Annotated in this window: 13 protein-coding genes and 1 riboswitch; of the genes, 5 read left to right on the top strand and 8 right to left on the bottom strand. The window is 59.9% G+C overall.

All coding sequences use genetic code 11. The annotated features are described in order from the left end of the window. Positions 1–45: 45 nt before the first annotated feature. Positions 46–2,082: an oxidoreductase gene (locus Q4Q11_RS07045; protein ID WP_498569047.1), complete on the bottom strand. Its 2,037-nt coding sequence runs from the start codon at positions 2,080–2,082 to the stop codon at positions 46–48. Between the two features lie 146 nt (positions 2,083–2,228). Between Q4Q11_RS07045 and Q4Q11_RS07040 the strand changes: the two genes are divergently transcribed. The 5 genes from Q4Q11_RS07040 (at position 2,229) to Q4Q11_RS07020 (ending at position 6,799) form a co-directional block, all read left to right on the top strand. After that, complete coding sequence (locus Q4Q11_RS07040) at positions 2,229–2,858, top strand: TetR/AcrR family transcriptional regulator (RefSeq protein ID WP_112502300.1); 630 nt, start codon at positions 2,229–2,231, stop codon at positions 2,856–2,858. A 13-nt stretch (positions 2,859–2,871) separates the two neighbouring features. Beyond that, positions 2,872–3,666, top strand: a complete 795-nt coding sequence (locus Q4Q11_RS07035) for a pyrroline-5-carboxylate reductase dimerization domain-containing protein (protein ID WP_112502303.1) — start codon at positions 2,872–2,874, stop codon at positions 3,664–3,666. Positions 3,667–3,738: 72 nt separating this feature from the next. After that, positions 3,739–4,740 carry an ABC transporter substrate-binding protein gene (locus Q4Q11_RS07030; RefSeq protein WP_112502306.1) on the top strand — a complete coding sequence of 334 codons (1,002 nt, stop codon included), beginning with the start codon at positions 3,739–3,741 and terminating at the stop codon, positions 4,738–4,740. Between the two features lie 99 nt (positions 4,741–4,839). Next, positions 4,840–5,727 carry an ABC transporter permease gene (locus Q4Q11_RS07025; protein ID WP_112502309.1) on the top strand — a complete coding sequence of 296 codons (888 nt, stop codon included), beginning with the start codon at positions 4,840–4,842 and terminating at the stop codon, positions 5,725–5,727. Then, positions 5,720–6,799 carry a quaternary amine ABC transporter ATP-binding protein gene (locus tag Q4Q11_RS07020; protein ID WP_112502311.1) on the top strand — a complete coding sequence of 360 codons (1,080 nt, stop codon included), beginning with the start codon at positions 5,720–5,722 and terminating at the stop codon, positions 6,797–6,799. Before Q4Q11_RS07025 ends, Q4Q11_RS07020 begins: the two co-directional genes overlap by 8 nt. A gap of 103 nt (positions 6,800–6,902) precedes the next feature. On the opposite strand, the gene ribB is transcribed toward Q4Q11_RS07020, so the two are convergent. The 7 genes from ribB to Q4Q11_RS06985 form a co-directional block, all read right to left on the bottom strand. Further along, positions 6,903–7,529, bottom strand: coding sequence for a 3,4-dihydroxy-2-butanone-4-phosphate synthase (gene ribB, locus Q4Q11_RS07015; protein ID WP_112502313.1), 627 nt, complete (start codon positions 7,527–7,529; stop codon positions 6,903–6,905). 111 nt (positions 7,530–7,640) lie between these two features. Beyond that, positions 7,641–7,787: riboswitch (FMN riboswitch) on the bottom strand. A gap of 100 nt (positions 7,788–7,887) precedes the next feature. After that, on the bottom strand, positions 7,888–8,670 hold the full coding sequence (locus Q4Q11_RS07010; protein ID WP_112502316.1) for an SDR family oxidoreductase: 783 nt from the start codon (positions 8,668–8,670) through the stop codon (positions 7,888–7,890). Positions 8,671–8,743: 73 nt separating this feature from the next. Next, positions 8,744–9,481, bottom strand: a complete 738-nt coding sequence (gene tpiA, locus Q4Q11_RS07005; RefSeq protein ID WP_112502461.1) for a triose-phosphate isomerase — start codon at positions 9,479–9,481, stop codon at positions 8,744–8,746. Between the two features lie 4 nt (positions 9,482–9,485). Continuing rightward, positions 9,486–10,274, bottom strand: coding sequence for an SDR family oxidoreductase (locus Q4Q11_RS07000; protein ID WP_498569046.1), 789 nt, complete (start codon positions 10,272–10,274; stop codon positions 9,486–9,488). A 20-nt stretch (positions 10,275–10,294) separates the two neighbouring features. Continuing rightward, positions 10,295–11,773 carry a sugar ABC transporter ATP-binding protein gene (locus tag Q4Q11_RS06995; RefSeq protein ID WP_498569045.1) on the bottom strand — a complete coding sequence of 493 codons (1,479 nt, stop codon included), beginning with the start codon at positions 11,771–11,773 and terminating at the stop codon, positions 10,295–10,297. Positions 11,774–11,801: 28 nt separating this feature from the next. After that, a complete protein-coding gene (locus Q4Q11_RS06990) occupies positions 11,802–12,731 on the bottom strand; it encodes a sugar ABC transporter substrate-binding protein (RefSeq protein ID WP_113214120.1) in 930 nt (309 codons plus the stop codon). Between the two features lie 115 nt (positions 12,732–12,846). Beyond that, entirely contained in the window at positions 12,847–13,827 is a 981-nt protein-coding gene (locus tag Q4Q11_RS06985; RefSeq protein ID WP_112502328.1) for an ABC transporter permease, read from the bottom strand. Positions 13,828–13,914: the final 87 nt, after the last annotated feature.

The following is a 13,914-nucleotide window of genomic DNA, read 5'->3' as shown; positions in this document are numbered from 1 at the left end:
GTCATCGGGCAGCGAGAATCCAAGCGTGCGATCGGCCCTCGCGTTTCAAAGATCCTTGGCGATCCGAAGGCCGTCATAGATCGCGGCATGCGTGTTGCGGGCCGCGACGGCGTCGCCGATCCTGAACAGCTGGAATTTGCCCTCGGCATTGCGCGTGACCGATTGCGGCTCACCCGCCAAGAGCTGATCGTAGGAGGTCTCTCCGAGATTGCGCGATAGCGGCTTCAGTTCGAAATAGAGCTCGTCGAGCGGGATGGTGCCGTGGTTCACCACGATCTGGTCAACGATGCGCTGCTTGGAAACCCCACCATAATCGCTTCCGACATTGGCGATGATCTGATTGCCCTGCTTTTCGGCCGACTCCAGCCGGAACGTCACGGTGAAGGTGGCGTCAAGCTTCTGCAGCGAACGCATATAGGGTACAAGGTTCATCGCCATGACCTCAGGCGCGAATGACCGGTCAGGCGTCATGATCTCGACTTTCGCGCCGGCTTTGGCGATGAATTCGGCCGCCTGCAGCCCCGCATGGTCGCCGGCATCGTCAAAGACCAGCACGTTCGCGCCGGGTTTGACATCGCCGGAGATGATGTCCCAGGAGGAAACGACCAGCTCGTTGCCCTTTGTCAGCACCTTGGTATGCGGCAGACCGCCGGTCGCGACGATGACGACGTCCGGGTCCTGAGCGATGACCGTCTCGGCATCGGCCCAGCTGTTGAAATGGAACGTGACGCCATGCTTTTCGCATTGGTTCATGCGCCAGTCGATGATGCTGATCATCTCCCGCCGACGCTCGCTCTGCGCCGTCAGCCTGATCTGGCCGCCTGGATCGTTGGCGGCCTCGAAGACCACGACCTCATGGCCTCGCTCGGCGGCAACGCGGGCGGCCTCGAGGCCGGCCGGCCCTGCTCCCACCACGACGACCTTCCTGCGGGCTGCAGCCTTTTCCACGATGTGCGGCATGGTTGCCTCGCGCCCGGTGGCGGCATTGTGAATGCAGAACGCCAGACCGCCCTGGTAGATTCTGTCGAGACAGTAATTCGCGCCGACGCATGGGCGAATGTCGTCTTCGCGCTTTTCCATGATCTTCAGCACGATATGCGGGTCGGTCATATGGGCGCGAGTCATACCGACCATATCGACCTTTCCAGTGGCAATGGCGTGGCGTGCAGTTGCGACGTCCTGGATCTTGGCGGCGTGGAAGGTGGGGAAATTCGTCGCGGCGCGGATTTCGCCGGCAAAATCGAGATGAGGAGCACTCGCCATCCCCTGGATCGGGATGACGTCGGTAAGGCCCGGATCGGTATCGATATGCCCGCGGATGACATTCAGATAGTCGATGAGACCGCTTTCCTTGAGCATTTTCGAAATCTGGATGCCGTCGGCCTTCTCGGTTCCGCCGGGAAGGCGTTCGTCAGCGGTGTAGCGAACGCCGAGGATGAAATCGTCGCCCACCCGCTTTCGCATCGCCTTGAACACGTCGAGACAGAAGCGCATGCGGTTCTCAAGCGGGCCGCCATAGGGACCGTCAAGCTCATTGGTCAGCGGCGAGGCGAACTGATCGATCAGATGACCATAGGCTTCCAGTTCCACGCCATCCATGCCGCCGGCCTTCATGCGCTCGGCGGCGTCGGCGAAATCCTTGATGATGCGCTCGATATCCCAATCTTCGAGCTTTTTCGGAAATGCGCGGTGCGCTGCTTCGCGGTGATGCGATGGCGCGACCACCGGCAGCCAGTCACCCTTGTCCCAACGCGTCCGGCGTCCGAGATGGGTGAGCTGGATCATGATTGCCGCGCCCTGCTCGTGGACGGCGTCCGTCATCTGCCGGATCCACGGAACGATCTCGTCCTTATAGGCGAGCAGGTTGTTGAAGACGGGAGGACTGTCGCGCGAGACGGCGGCCGACCCGGCCGTCATGGTCAGCGCCACGCCGCCTTTGGCTCTCTCCACCGTATAGGCCCGATACCGTTCCTTCGGCATTCCATCCTCCGGATAGGCCGGCTCGTGGGAGGTGACGATGATGCGGTTTTTCAGCGTCAGGTGCTTGAGCTGAAAGGGCTGAAGGAGAGGATCATTCGACATGTGCCGGACTCCGGATTAAGCATGCAGACCACAACGCTATGCAGAATGTACATATGTGTCAAGCCAGAAAACATCAGGGTCGACACGCCTGACATATGTGTACATTTTTCTTGCGCCAACCCCCGGAATTTGTTAGGAGATGGCATATGGATCAAACGTTGAACGATGGCGGCTGGCGTGGATCACAGGAGGGATGGCTGGAGGCTGCCTACGAATCCCTTCTCGAATCCGGCGTGGACTCGGTGAAGATCCTTCCGCTGGCCAAGAAGCTCAATCTGTCCCGCACCAGCTTCTACTGGTTCTTCAAAGATCGGGAAGAGTTGCTGGCCGGGCTGGTGGCGCGTTGGCGCGACAAGAATACCGGCAGCATCGTCAGGCAATCCGAGGCCTATGCGGAGACATTGGCCGAAGCCATGCTCAATGTTTTCGATTGCTGGCTCGACGAAAAGCTGTTCGACAGCCAATTCGAGTTCGCAATCAGAAGCTGGGCGCTCCAATCGGCAGAGATCCTGAGCGAAGTTCAGGATGCCGACCGGACGCGCATCGAAGCCCTCGCGCGCATGTTCATGCGCTTCGGCCACTCCGAAATCGCGGCCGACGTTCGGGCGAGAACGACCTATCTGGTCCAGATCGGCTATATCACGATGCAGTCCAAGGAAAACATCGCGCTCCGAATGAAGCGCATCCCCGAATATATCGCAATCTACACGGGCCAGGTTCCGCAGCAGCGCGAGCTCGATCGTTTTCGCGCGCGGCACGGATACAAGGCCGACTAGGAGGGTGCGGACGATGAGCGCTGGACTGAGGATCGGCATGGTCGGCGGAGCCGGACGGCTCGGCGGCGCAATCGCTACCTCAATTCTGAACGCCGGCATCGTCGAACCTCGAAATCTGTCACTATCCTATCGCCGGAAGACGACGGATCGCTTTCCAGGCGCATTCTGGACAACGGACAGCCAGGAACTAGCAGACAGATCGGATATTATCATTTTCTCCGTGCGGCCTGAGGACTGGCCAGCGCTTTCGGTGAATGCGAATGGTAAGCTGATACTGTCGCTTATGGCTGGCGTGCGCCTGGCTCACCTGTGTTCCCGCCACAATACCGAGCGAGCAGTTCGGGCACTCCCCAATGCAGCGGCGGAGGTCGCGCGCTCCTATACGCCGTGGATCACTTCGCGCAGCGTTACCGACGGCGATCGTGCTATCATGCGTGCCATCTTCAATGCGTGTGGAGTTCAAGACGAAATCACAAGCGAAAACGACATCGACTATCTGACGGGCCTTACGGGTTCCGGCCCGGCTTTCCCCGCATTGCTTGCGGCGGCAATGATGGATCATGCGATAGATTACGGGCTTGCGCGCGACGTAGCGCAACGAGCGATCATTACGATGCTGACGGGCACAGGCCGGCTGCTGGAGCGGCGAGAAGAATGTCCGGACGATATTGTCCGCACTTTCCTTAACTATCGCGGCACGACAGCGGCGGCGATCGAGGAAATGCGCGCCTCCGGCTTCGATGCCGCAGTGCGACATGGCCTGGCCGCGGCGTTCAGAAAATCGGTGAGCATGGGAGAGACATCCTGACAACCGTGCGGGCGGGTTTTGCGGCACCCCGCTCCCTTGAAAAAGATAGGCCGCTAAACAAAGGGAACGATAATGAAAAAGCTATTGGCATCGACCTGCATAACATTCGGCCTTTTGGGTGGAGCTTCCTATGCAAGCGCCGCCGGATGCGGCAGCGTCACCATCGCCAGCATGAACTGGCAAAGCGCGGAGGTCCTTTCGAACCTCGACAAGATCATCCTGAACGAAGGCTACGGCTGCGACGCGGAGATTACCGTTGGCGACACCGTCCCGACCATCACGTCCATGGCCGAGAAGGGTCAGCCGGACATTGCGCCGGAAGCCTGGATCGACCTGCTGCCGGATGTTGTCAAGAAAGGCACCGAGGAAGGCCGCCTTGTCGTGGCCGGGACCTCTCTTCCAGACGGGGGCGTGCAGGGCTGGTGGATTCCGAAATACCTCGCCGACGCCCATCCGGATATCAAGACCATACCGGATATGCTGAAGCACCCCGAACTGTTTCCAGATCCCGAAGACCCGAAGAAGGGCGCGATCTTCAATGGTCCTCAGGGCTGGGGCGGTACGGTCGTCACCTCTCAGCTCTACAAGGCCTTCAAGGCGGACAAGGCAGGCTTCACGCTGGTCGATACGGGTTCGGCGGCAGGTCTCGATGGTTCGATTGCAAAGGCCTACGAACGGAAGGAAGGCTGGGTCGGCTATTACTGGGCGCCAACGGCATTGCTCGGCAAATATGCGATGGTGAAGCTGGAGGCAGGCGTGCCGGCCGATGCGGCAGAGTGGAAGCGCTGCAATACCGTGGCAGACTGCCCCGATCCGAAGCCGAATGCCTGGCCGACCGATCATGTCGTCACCCTTGTCGCCAAGACCTTCTCCGAAAAGGCCGGTCCCGACGTCATGGACTACCTGAAGAAGCGCTCCTGGAGCAACGAGACCGTCAACAAGCTGATGGCCTGGATGACAGACAACCAGGCAAACGGCGAAGACGGCGCCAAGCATTTCCTGAAGGAAAATAAAGACATCTGGACGAAGTGGGTCTCGCCGGATGCGGCCAAGAAGATCGAAGCCGCCCTTTGACCGTGATAGTCTGCGGTGTGCGTGAGCGCACCGCAGCTCACTTGCCGAAAAAAATCAAAAAGACCCGACACGGCTTCTTTCAAGGAAAAGGGGAACCGAATGGAATGGTTTTACAAATTTCCTCACATGGATGACGATGCGCTTCGGAATCTGAAAAAAGCCATCGACGACGGCTTTCGCGCCTTCACGCGTGCCTATGGCGATCAGATCGAAAGCTTCTTTTTGCCTCTGCAGCATTTTCTGATTGCGTCCGAGCGCTTTATGACGCAGACGCCCTGGCCCATCATCACCCTGCTGATCATGCTGATCGCCTGGCTGGCGAGCCGCAGTCTCAAGATCGTACTCGGCTGTCTCGTGACCCTCTTGCTGATCGGCTATTTCGATATGTGGGAAGATACGATGCGCACGGTCTCCATGATCTTCGTCTGCACCGTTCTTTCGATCGCCATCGGCCTGCCGATCGGCATCGTCATGTCCCGCTCCGACAGGGTCCAAAAGATCATCAATCCGATCCTCGACGTCATGCAAACCATGCCGAGCTTCGTCTATCTCATTCCCGTCGTCATGCTACTCGGGATCGGAAAGGTGCCTGGCCTCATCGCCGTCGTCATCTATGCGATACCGCCGATGATAAGATTGACCGATCTCGGAATACGTCTGGTGGATAAGGATGTCCTGGAGGCGGCAGATGCCTTTGGCACATCCAATGCCCAGAAACTGTTCAAGGTCCAGTTGCCTCTTGCCTTGCCCACGATCATGGCCGGTATCAATCAAACGATCATGATGGCACTGGCAATGGTCGTCGTCGCATCGATGATCGGCGTTCAAGGGCTCGGCCAGCCGGTGCTGAAGGCCATTGCAAACCAATATTTCACGCTGGGAATCTTCAATGGTCTCGCCATTGTCGGCATCGCCATCATCTTCGACCGGGTAAGCCAGGCATACGGCAAGAGGCTCCAGAAGCACCGGGAGATCGTCCATGGCTGATCAGCGTTTCGGCGGCATCAAGATCCGCAGCCTCTACAAGATCTTCGGCCCCAATCCCTCCGCCTATGTCGATGCTGTCCGGAAGGGTATGACAAAGGCCGAGCTCAACCATACGCACGGACATGTGCTCGGGCTGAGGGACATCAACATCGAAATCCCGTCCGGCTGCATTCAGGTCATCATGGGGCTCTCCGGCTCCGGCAAGTCGACGCTCATTCGCCATATAAACCGGCTGATCGATCCGACTGCCGGCGAAGTTCTCGTTGATGGCGCCGACGTCGTGAAAATGAACGACACCGAACTGCGCAACTTCCGCAGACATCAGACTGCGATGGTATTTCAGAAGTTTGCGCTTCTTCCGCATCGCAATGTCCTCGACAACACCGTCTTCGGTCTTGAGGTGCAAGGTATGCCCCGCGCCAAAGCCGTCGAAGTCGCAATGAAGTGGCTGGAGCGCGTAGGATTGAAGGGGTTCGAACAAAAATACCCCAATCAGCTGTCCGGCGGCATGCAGCAGCGCGTCGGGCTGGCGCGCGCCCTTTCCAACGATGCACCCGTGCTGCTCATGGACGAAGCCTATTCGGCCCTCGACCCGCTCATTCGAATGGACATGCAATCCGTTCTCCTCGACATCCAGAACGAAATCAAGAAGACGATCGTCTTCATCACCCACGACCTCGACGAGGCGCTGCGGCTGGGGGATCAGATCGCCATTCTGCGGGACGGCGAGATTATTCAGCAGGGAAGCAGCCAGGACATCGTCCTTCGGCCTGCCGACGATTATGTTTCGAACTTCGTCAAGGAGGTGAACAGGGGCCGCGTCGTGCAGGTGGAGGCAATCATGGAGCCGTGGCGCGCGGGCGGCGTGTCTTCACAGATGACGATTCCTGTCGGATCCACGATCGAGGACGCCGTGCGCATGCTTGCCTCGGCTCCCGATGGCGACGTCACGGTCGTATCTCCCGCGGGCCAGCCCGTGGGTATCGTCAATTTCCGCCGGCTCGCCACTGCGATGGTCAATGCCCCGGCTTCTGTGGACAGGAACTCCAGCGATCTTGCTGCAGTTCACTGACTGTCGAAGCGCCATCCCCGCCGTTGCCGGTGAAAATCGCGGTGCTGATTTTTTCGCGCAGATAAAGGCATCCCATCCGGCTCGATAGGACGCCTTTGAATGATCACGCCGCCTTTTCGGGCCTGTTCGCCAGTCGATAGGCTATCAGATCTTCGATCGTGATCAGATGGAGCCGATGCCGTTCGGCGAAGACTTCAAGTTCAGGAAGACGGGCCATCGTGCCATCGTCGTTCGCCACCTCGCAGATGACTCCGGAAGGCGCAAGGCCGGCGAGCCGGGCAAGATCCACAGCCGCTTCGGTATGGCCAGGGCGTGACAGGACGCCGTTTGGATGCGCGCGAAGCGGAAAGATATGACCGGGCCGGGCAAATTCCTCCGGACGCGAGCCATGCCTGACGAGGGCTTGCACGGTTGCCGCCCTGTCGGCGGCGGATATTCCGGTCGTGGTTCCCGGAATGTAATCGACCGAGACGGTAAAAGCGGTCTTCAGGACTTCGGTATTGCGCGGCACCATCAGCGGGATATCGAGCTCGTCGAGCCTCTCGCCTTCCATCGGAACACAGATGAGGCCGCGGGCATGGTTCATCATGAACGCGATCGCCTGCGGCGTAACCGCTTCCGCAGCAATCACGAGATCGCCTTCGTTTTCGCGGTCGCGATCATCGACGACAACGACGATCTCGCCCCGCGCAATCGCAGCGATCGCATCTTCAATTTTCGAAATTGCCATTTCCTGCCTTTCAAGGGTTGCCGTTCGAAACGGCGTGCATGGCCTGTCAGAGCCACCATTTTCCCTTGGGCGAACAAGCATGCGAACACCACTGCAAAGCGGCGTCTCCTGCGTTGCTCTCTTCCATCCGGACTATGACCGTCGGCTCCGGCATCTCACCGGATCTGCTGACCCCTCCGAATGCTCGGAAGGCGCTCGCGGGCTCCGAGTTACCTCGATACCGCCGGTGGGGAATTGCACCCCGCCCTGAGAACAGGTGAAAGATAAGGGATCACTGCCTCATTCCGCAAGAGGCTTTGATTGCTGAATTTGGGAGAATCCGATCCGCCCGATGAACGCACCGTTCCTCATTGTCGAACTACGACATGATCAGGCCGCCATCGACGTTGATCGTCTGTCCGGTAATGTAAGCCGCATCGTCGCTCGCAAGGAAAGTGACGAGACCGGCCACGTCCTCGCCTGATCCGGCCCGCTTCATCGGAATGCCTTCTACCCATTCCCTCATGAGCTCGCCGGGACCGTAGTTGCCCAGGAGTTTGCCCCATGCCTGGTCATTATAGGCCCACATGTCTGTTTCGATGATGCCGGGACAAAAGGCATTCACGGTAATGCCCTCGGTCGCGACTTCCTTTGCAAGGCTCTGGGTAATGCCAACGACACCCATCTTCGATGCCGCGTAATGCGGCGTGTAGATGAAGCCATCGCGGGCCTGACCTGAGGCGGTATTGATGATACGACCGCCACGGCCATGCTTGCGCATGCGCGCAATCGCTTCTTGAGCGCAGAGGAAAACGCCCTTGGTGTTGACGGCCATGACCTTGTCCCATTCGCCCTCGGTCATGTCCTCGACGCGGGCAATGGTTATGACGCCGGCATTCTGGATGGAAACATCGATGGCGCCGAATGCCGTCTCGGCAGCGTCGTAGAGACCTTTCACGCTGGCCTTGTCCGTGACGTCGCCGACGTAGGAAATCGCTTTTCCGCCGTCAGCCTTGATCGCATTGGCGACCGCATGGACGGACTCCTCGTTGGCGGAGACCGCAAGATTGGCACCCTCGCGCGCAAAGCGTTTGGCAATCGCAGCACCAATGCCGCGGCTTGCGCCGGTGATGACGACGGTCCTGTTTTCGAAACGAAGCATTTTTATTCCTTTCGCGCTATTGGCTGGCAACGGTTCTCAGGGAGGACCGGTCGCACTGCCTGCATTTGCCGCGTCAAACGGCGGCCAGGATGATCCCGGTGAACTCCGACGCCTTCAGAGATGCCCCTCCGACGAGCGCGCCATCGACGTTGGAAACACCGAAGATCGCTTTTGCGTTCTGCGCCTTGACCGAGCCGCCGTAGAGGATCCTGACATGCTGTCCATCCCCTCCCATCCGCTCTTTAAGCATCTGCCGGATGGAGGAGTGCATCTCCTCGATCTGTTCGAGGGTCGGAACCAATCCGGTTCCGATCGCCCATACCGGTTCGTAGGCGATCGTCGTATTCGTACTGGTCGCGGTGTTGGGGATGGATGCTTCAAGCTGAGCGCGGACAACGTCGATCGCTCTTCCCTCGTCGCGTTCTTCGCGCGTCTCGCCGACGCAAATGATGCTTGCCAGCCCTGCCCTATGGACCGCGACGGCCTTGCCGGCGACGGCGGCATCCATTTCCCTGTACGCCGATCGGCGTTCGGAATGTCCTAGGATGACGAAGCGCGCGCCGATTTCGGCGAGCATCTCGGCGGAAACGTCGCCGGTGTAGGCGCCTGAAGCCTGGGCATGGCAATCCTGTGCGCCGACGGCAATCGCCGAGCCTTCGGTGCGCGCGACCGCCTTCTCGATCAGCGTGAAGGGCGGGCAGACAACGATGTCGCACGCCGCCTCGCCGGTTACTCCCTTCAGCGCCTCGATCTCAGCCAGGGAGGAAGCGAGACCGTTCATTTTCCAGTTGCCGGCAATGAGCTTCTTCATCACATCACCAGCAGCAGAAGCCGCCATCGACGAGCAGATCGACGCCCGTCACGAAGCTTGCGGCATTGGACAGCAGGAAGACGGCGGGGCCTACCATCTCGTCAACGCCGGCCATGCGCTGCATCGGCGTCTGCTCCTCGAAGAGCTTCGTCTGATGAACCATTTCCGGGCGCGTATTCATCGGCGTCGCGGTATATCCCGGCGAGATGGTGTTGACGCGGATACCGCGGCCGACCCACTCCATCGCCAGCGACTTGGACATGTGGATCACGCCGGCCTTGGAGGCGTTGTAATGGGCCTGGCTGAGGCCGCGATTGACGATCACACCGGACATGGATGCGATGTTGACGATCGATCCGCGCCCATGTTTCAGCATGGCGCGTGCCTCTGCCTGGCAGGACAGAAAAACGCCCTTCAGGTTGATGTCCATCAATGTCTGGTACTGGTCTTCTTCCATCTCCTCCGCAGGATTGGCATTGGCGATGCCGGCCGCGTTGACGGCAAGCGTCAGGGGACCGAGTTCCGCCTCTGTGCGGGCAACCGCTCCCTCCAGAGAGGATTTGCTGGTGACGTCGGCCGCAATCTGGATGGAGCGCCGGCCGGCCGCTTCGATATGCAAAGCCGTGTTCGCCAAGCCATCGTCGGAGCGACGATCAAGAAGTGCGACATCGGCGCCGCATTGCGCAAGGCCGATTGCGATGCGCTGCCCGATCCCGCTTCCGGCTCCGGTTACAAGCGCAACCTGTCCGCTGAGATCGAAAAGCTTCGGGGCATTCAGAGTGATGTCGGACACCGCTCTTCCTTTCTGTTTGTCTAGATTGTCGCCAATTCCATGACCGAGACGTCGTTTGCCTCGTCACGGTTCAAAATACCTGCCTGCTTGCCCTGGGCCAGCACGAGAATGCGGTTCGACACGCCGAGAACCTCCTCCAGATCGGAGCTGACGACAATGACCGCCACACCCTGTTTCGCCAGATTCACGATGATGTCGTAGATGCTTGCGCGGGCGCCGACATCGATGCCCCGGGTCGGCTCATCGAGGACGACGACCTTGGGATCGCGCATCAGCCACTTCGCGATGACGACCTTTTGCTGGTTGCCGCCCGACAGGTCCGAGGCATATTGCTCGGCGCGGCCCTTGACGCCGAACTTCGCCACTGCCCTCTCGGCAAAGGCGCGCTTGACGCGCGATGTGATCCAGCGTCCGCCGAGCTTATCGAGATTGGCGTAGACGATGTTCTCGCTGATGCGGTGACCGACGACGAGGCCCTGTTCCTTGCGATCCTCGGGCACCATCACGATGCCCTTTGCGATCGCATCCGCCGGATCGCGAAGCTTGAGCTCCTTGCCCTCCAGCTTGATCGAACCGGCGCTGATCGGATCCGCGCCGGCAACGGCGCGGACAAGCTCCGTGCGGCCGGCACCGACCAGTCCGGCAATGCCGAGAATTTCACCGGCACGAACGTCGAACGTCACATCCCGAAAGGAGTCGTCGGGAGAGGTCAGGCCGTTGACCTGCAGCACCACGCGATCCGTCGGCTCCGGAAGAGCCGGAAACATCCGGTCAAGCGAGCGGCCGACCATGCTTTCGACGATCGTGCGAACGGGTGTAGCGCTGTCGGCAAATTCCTGGACGCGCTCGCCGTCGCGCAGAACGACGATGCGGTCGGTGATCTGCCTGATCTCTTCCATGCGGTGGGAGATATAGATGATGCCGACGCCTTCCGAGCGGAGCTTTCTCACCTGCTCGAACAAAGCCTCCGTTTCCGCTCCACCGAGCGCGGCGGTCGGTTCGTCGAGGATCAGCAGCTTGGCATTGAGCGCCAGCGCCTTTGCGATTTCGATGAGCTGCTGGTTGGCTGTCGACAGGCCGGCGACCTTGCGCGTCGCAGGGATATGCAGATTGAGGCGGGCGAGCTGCTCCTGCGCGCGCCGGACCATCTGGGGGCGATCAATGGCGCCGTTCTTCATCGGCCATCGTCCGATGAAAACATTTTCGGCGATCGAAAGATGCGGCAGAAGCTGCAGTTCCTGATGGATCAGCACGACACCCTTGTCGATGGCGTCGCGCGGAGTGGCCGGGGCATAGGGCTGCCCCAGCCATGTCATGGTTCCCTCGGAGGGCGTGCGTGATCCGGCAATAATGCCCGACAATGTCGATTTGCCGGCGCCGTTTTCACCAAGAAGTGCCACCACTTCCCCCGGATGGACATCCAGGCTGACATTCTTCAGCACCTGAAGCGGTCCATAGCGCTTGGATATGCCCCTCAGGGAAAGAACGGGCTCAGTCACGGCACACCTCCTCAAGACTTCGGCACGATTACGGATGGTTGGCGATGAAGCCTGCCACGTTTTCCTTGGTCGTCAGCGTGGCGTCCATGAGCTGCACGGCAGGCACCTTTTCGCCGGCGACGAGCTTGACGGCATTGGCGACCGCATCGCGGCCCATCTTCTGTGTCTGCTGGGTCGCGGTGACGTCGAAGACGCCCTTGCTCAGTGCTTCGAGAGCCGCCGTATCGCCATCGAAGCCGCCGACAACGATTTTCTGCGACGGGTTTGCCACTTTGATCGCCTGCGCGGCGCCGAGTGCAAGCGCGTCAGCCTGAGCGAACACGATCGATACGTCCGGGTTTGCCTGCAGCATGTTCTGCATGATCTGGAAGCCCTCGTCCTGAGCCCACATGTTGGAATACTGCTCGGCGACCACCTTCACGCCGGGATTTGCCTTCAGCGATTCGGCACAGCCCTTGCTGCGGTCGACTTCCGGCGTCGTGCCCTTCTGGCCATGGATGATGACCATCTTGCCCTTGCCGCCGGCCTGCTTGAAGATGTAGTCGCAAACGGCCTTGGCGGATGCGACGGAATCCGTGGCAAGGAATGTATCGCCTGGGGCGCCATCGGCATTGCGGTCAACGTTGACGACCGGAATTCCGGCGTTCTTGGCGAGCTTGACGGGAACGCTTGCCGCTGCCGCGCCGGCCGGGATGTAGATCAGGGCATCGATATTCTGGGTGAGCAGATCCTGGATCTGATTGATCTGGGTCGGGCCGTCGCCTTTGGCATCCACTGTGACCACCTGGATGCCGCGCTTCTTGGCTTCATCCTCGACGGACTGCTTGATCTGGTTGAAGAAGTTTGCCTGCAGGTTTGCAACTGCCAGGCCGATTTTTTTGGTGTCTTTCGCCTGAACGGATGCCAGTGACATCGCCAGCACGGCGGCCGAGGCCAGAAGAATGCGCGTAAATTTCATTTCATTTCCTCCTTTTTGGTGAACCCTTGGGTACATCCTCCCCCTCGGGCATTTGATCCGCTCCAAACCTCTCGGAGAGGAACTGCTAGAGGTCCGCCGGACACGGACCTGAATGTCAGGCCCGCCGCCTGCGGATCGTTTCCGCACCGACCGCAAGCACGATGACGATGCCGATGATGACCTGCTGCAGGAATGGCGAGACGTTGAGCAAGTTGAGACCGTTGCGCAGGACGCCGATGATCAGCACACCGATAAGCGTACCGCCGATACCGCCGGATCCGCCGGACAGGGAGGTTCCCCCGATGACGACGGCCGCGATCGTGTCGAGCTCGTATCCAAAGCCGCTCGACGGCTGAACCGAGTCGAGTCGCGCTGCCAGCACGATACCGGCGAGACCTGCAAGCACGGCGCTTGCGACATAGACGGCGATCGTCACGAGCTGGACATTGATGCCGGCAAGACGCGCGACTTCCGGATTGCCGCCCACGGCATAAAGCATGCGTCCCTCGGAGCGGAAGTGCAGGAACACCCAGGCGACGGCGACAACCGCCAGCATCAGGAAGACCGTCGCGGTCAGCACGCCGAAATGGCGATCGATCGCGAGCATCATGAACCAGTCGGGAAATCCGACAATCTGCTGCCCATCCGTGATCATGTTGGCAACGCCGCGCGCGGCCGACATCATCGCAAGCGTCGCAATAAAGGCCGGAACCCTGAACAGGGTCACGAGAAGTCCGACGATCAGCCCGCTTATCGCGGAGGCGACGAGCGCGACCGCAATCCCCGCCGCAAGCGGCAGGCCGGCGATATTCGCCGTCCAGCCCATGACCATCATGGCGAGTGCAAGGACCGAACCGACCGAAAGGTCGATGCCGCCGATCAGAATGACGAACGTCATGCCCACGGCCATGATCCCTAGCACTGTGATCTGGTCGAGAATGTTGAGGCCGTTGCGAAGCGAGAGAAACGCATCGGTGCTCAAACTCAGGAACACACAAAGCGCGAGTAATCCTACCAGCGGTCCTGTAACGCCGGTGAGCTTGCTCAGCCATGTCGCGGACGGACGGCTCTGTCCATTGACGTCGATCGCCACCATCATTCCTCCCTGGAGCTTAGGGCCAGCGGCCAATATTCGGCCGATCGTTTTTCACGTGCGAATATTTATTCACATATGCTGGAAAAT

This window comes from Rhizobium sp. UFLA01-1127 (assembly GCF_059803845.1).
Note: the sequence above shows the minus strand (reverse complement) of the source record. Positions and strands in the feature narration are given on the sequence as shown.

Coding starts and splice junctions, on each gene's coding strand:
- Q4Q11_RS07045 (WP_498569047.1), bottom strand. CDS start 2,082: ATGTCGAATGATCCTCTCCTTCAGCCCTTTCAGCTCAAGCACCTGACG.
- Q4Q11_RS07040 (WP_112502300.1), top strand. CDS start 2,229: ATGGATCAAACGTTGAACGATGGCGGCTGGCGTGGATCACAGGAGGGA.
- Q4Q11_RS07035 (WP_112502303.1), top strand. CDS start 2,872: ATGAGCGCTGGACTGAGGATCGGCATGGTCGGCGGAGCCGGACGGCTC.
- Q4Q11_RS07030 (WP_112502306.1), top strand. CDS start 3,739: ATGAAAAAGCTATTGGCATCGACCTGCATAACATTCGGCCTTTTGGGT.
- Q4Q11_RS07025 (WP_112502309.1), top strand. CDS start 4,840: ATGGAATGGTTTTACAAATTTCCTCACATGGATGACGATGCGCTTCGG.
- Q4Q11_RS07020 (WP_112502311.1), top strand. CDS start 5,720: ATGGCTGATCAGCGTTTCGGCGGCATCAAGATCCGCAGCCTCTACAAG.
- ribB (WP_112502313.1), bottom strand. CDS start 7,529: ATGGCAATTTCGAAAATTGAAGATGCGATCGCTGCGATTGCGCGGGGC.
- Q4Q11_RS07010 (WP_112502316.1), bottom strand. CDS start 8,670: ATGCTTCGTTTCGAAAACAGGACCGTCGTCATCACCGGCGCAAGCCGC.
- tpiA (WP_112502461.1), bottom strand. CDS start 9,481: ATGAAGAAGCTCATTGCCGGCAACTGGAAAATGAACGGTCTCGCTTCC.
- Q4Q11_RS06990 (WP_113214120.1), bottom strand. CDS start 12,731: ATGAAATTTACGCGCATTCTTCTGGCCTCGGCCGCCGTGCTGGCGATG.
- Q4Q11_RS06985 (WP_112502328.1), bottom strand. CDS start 13,827: ATGGTGGCGATCGACGTCAATGGACAGAGCCGTCCGTCCGCGACATGG.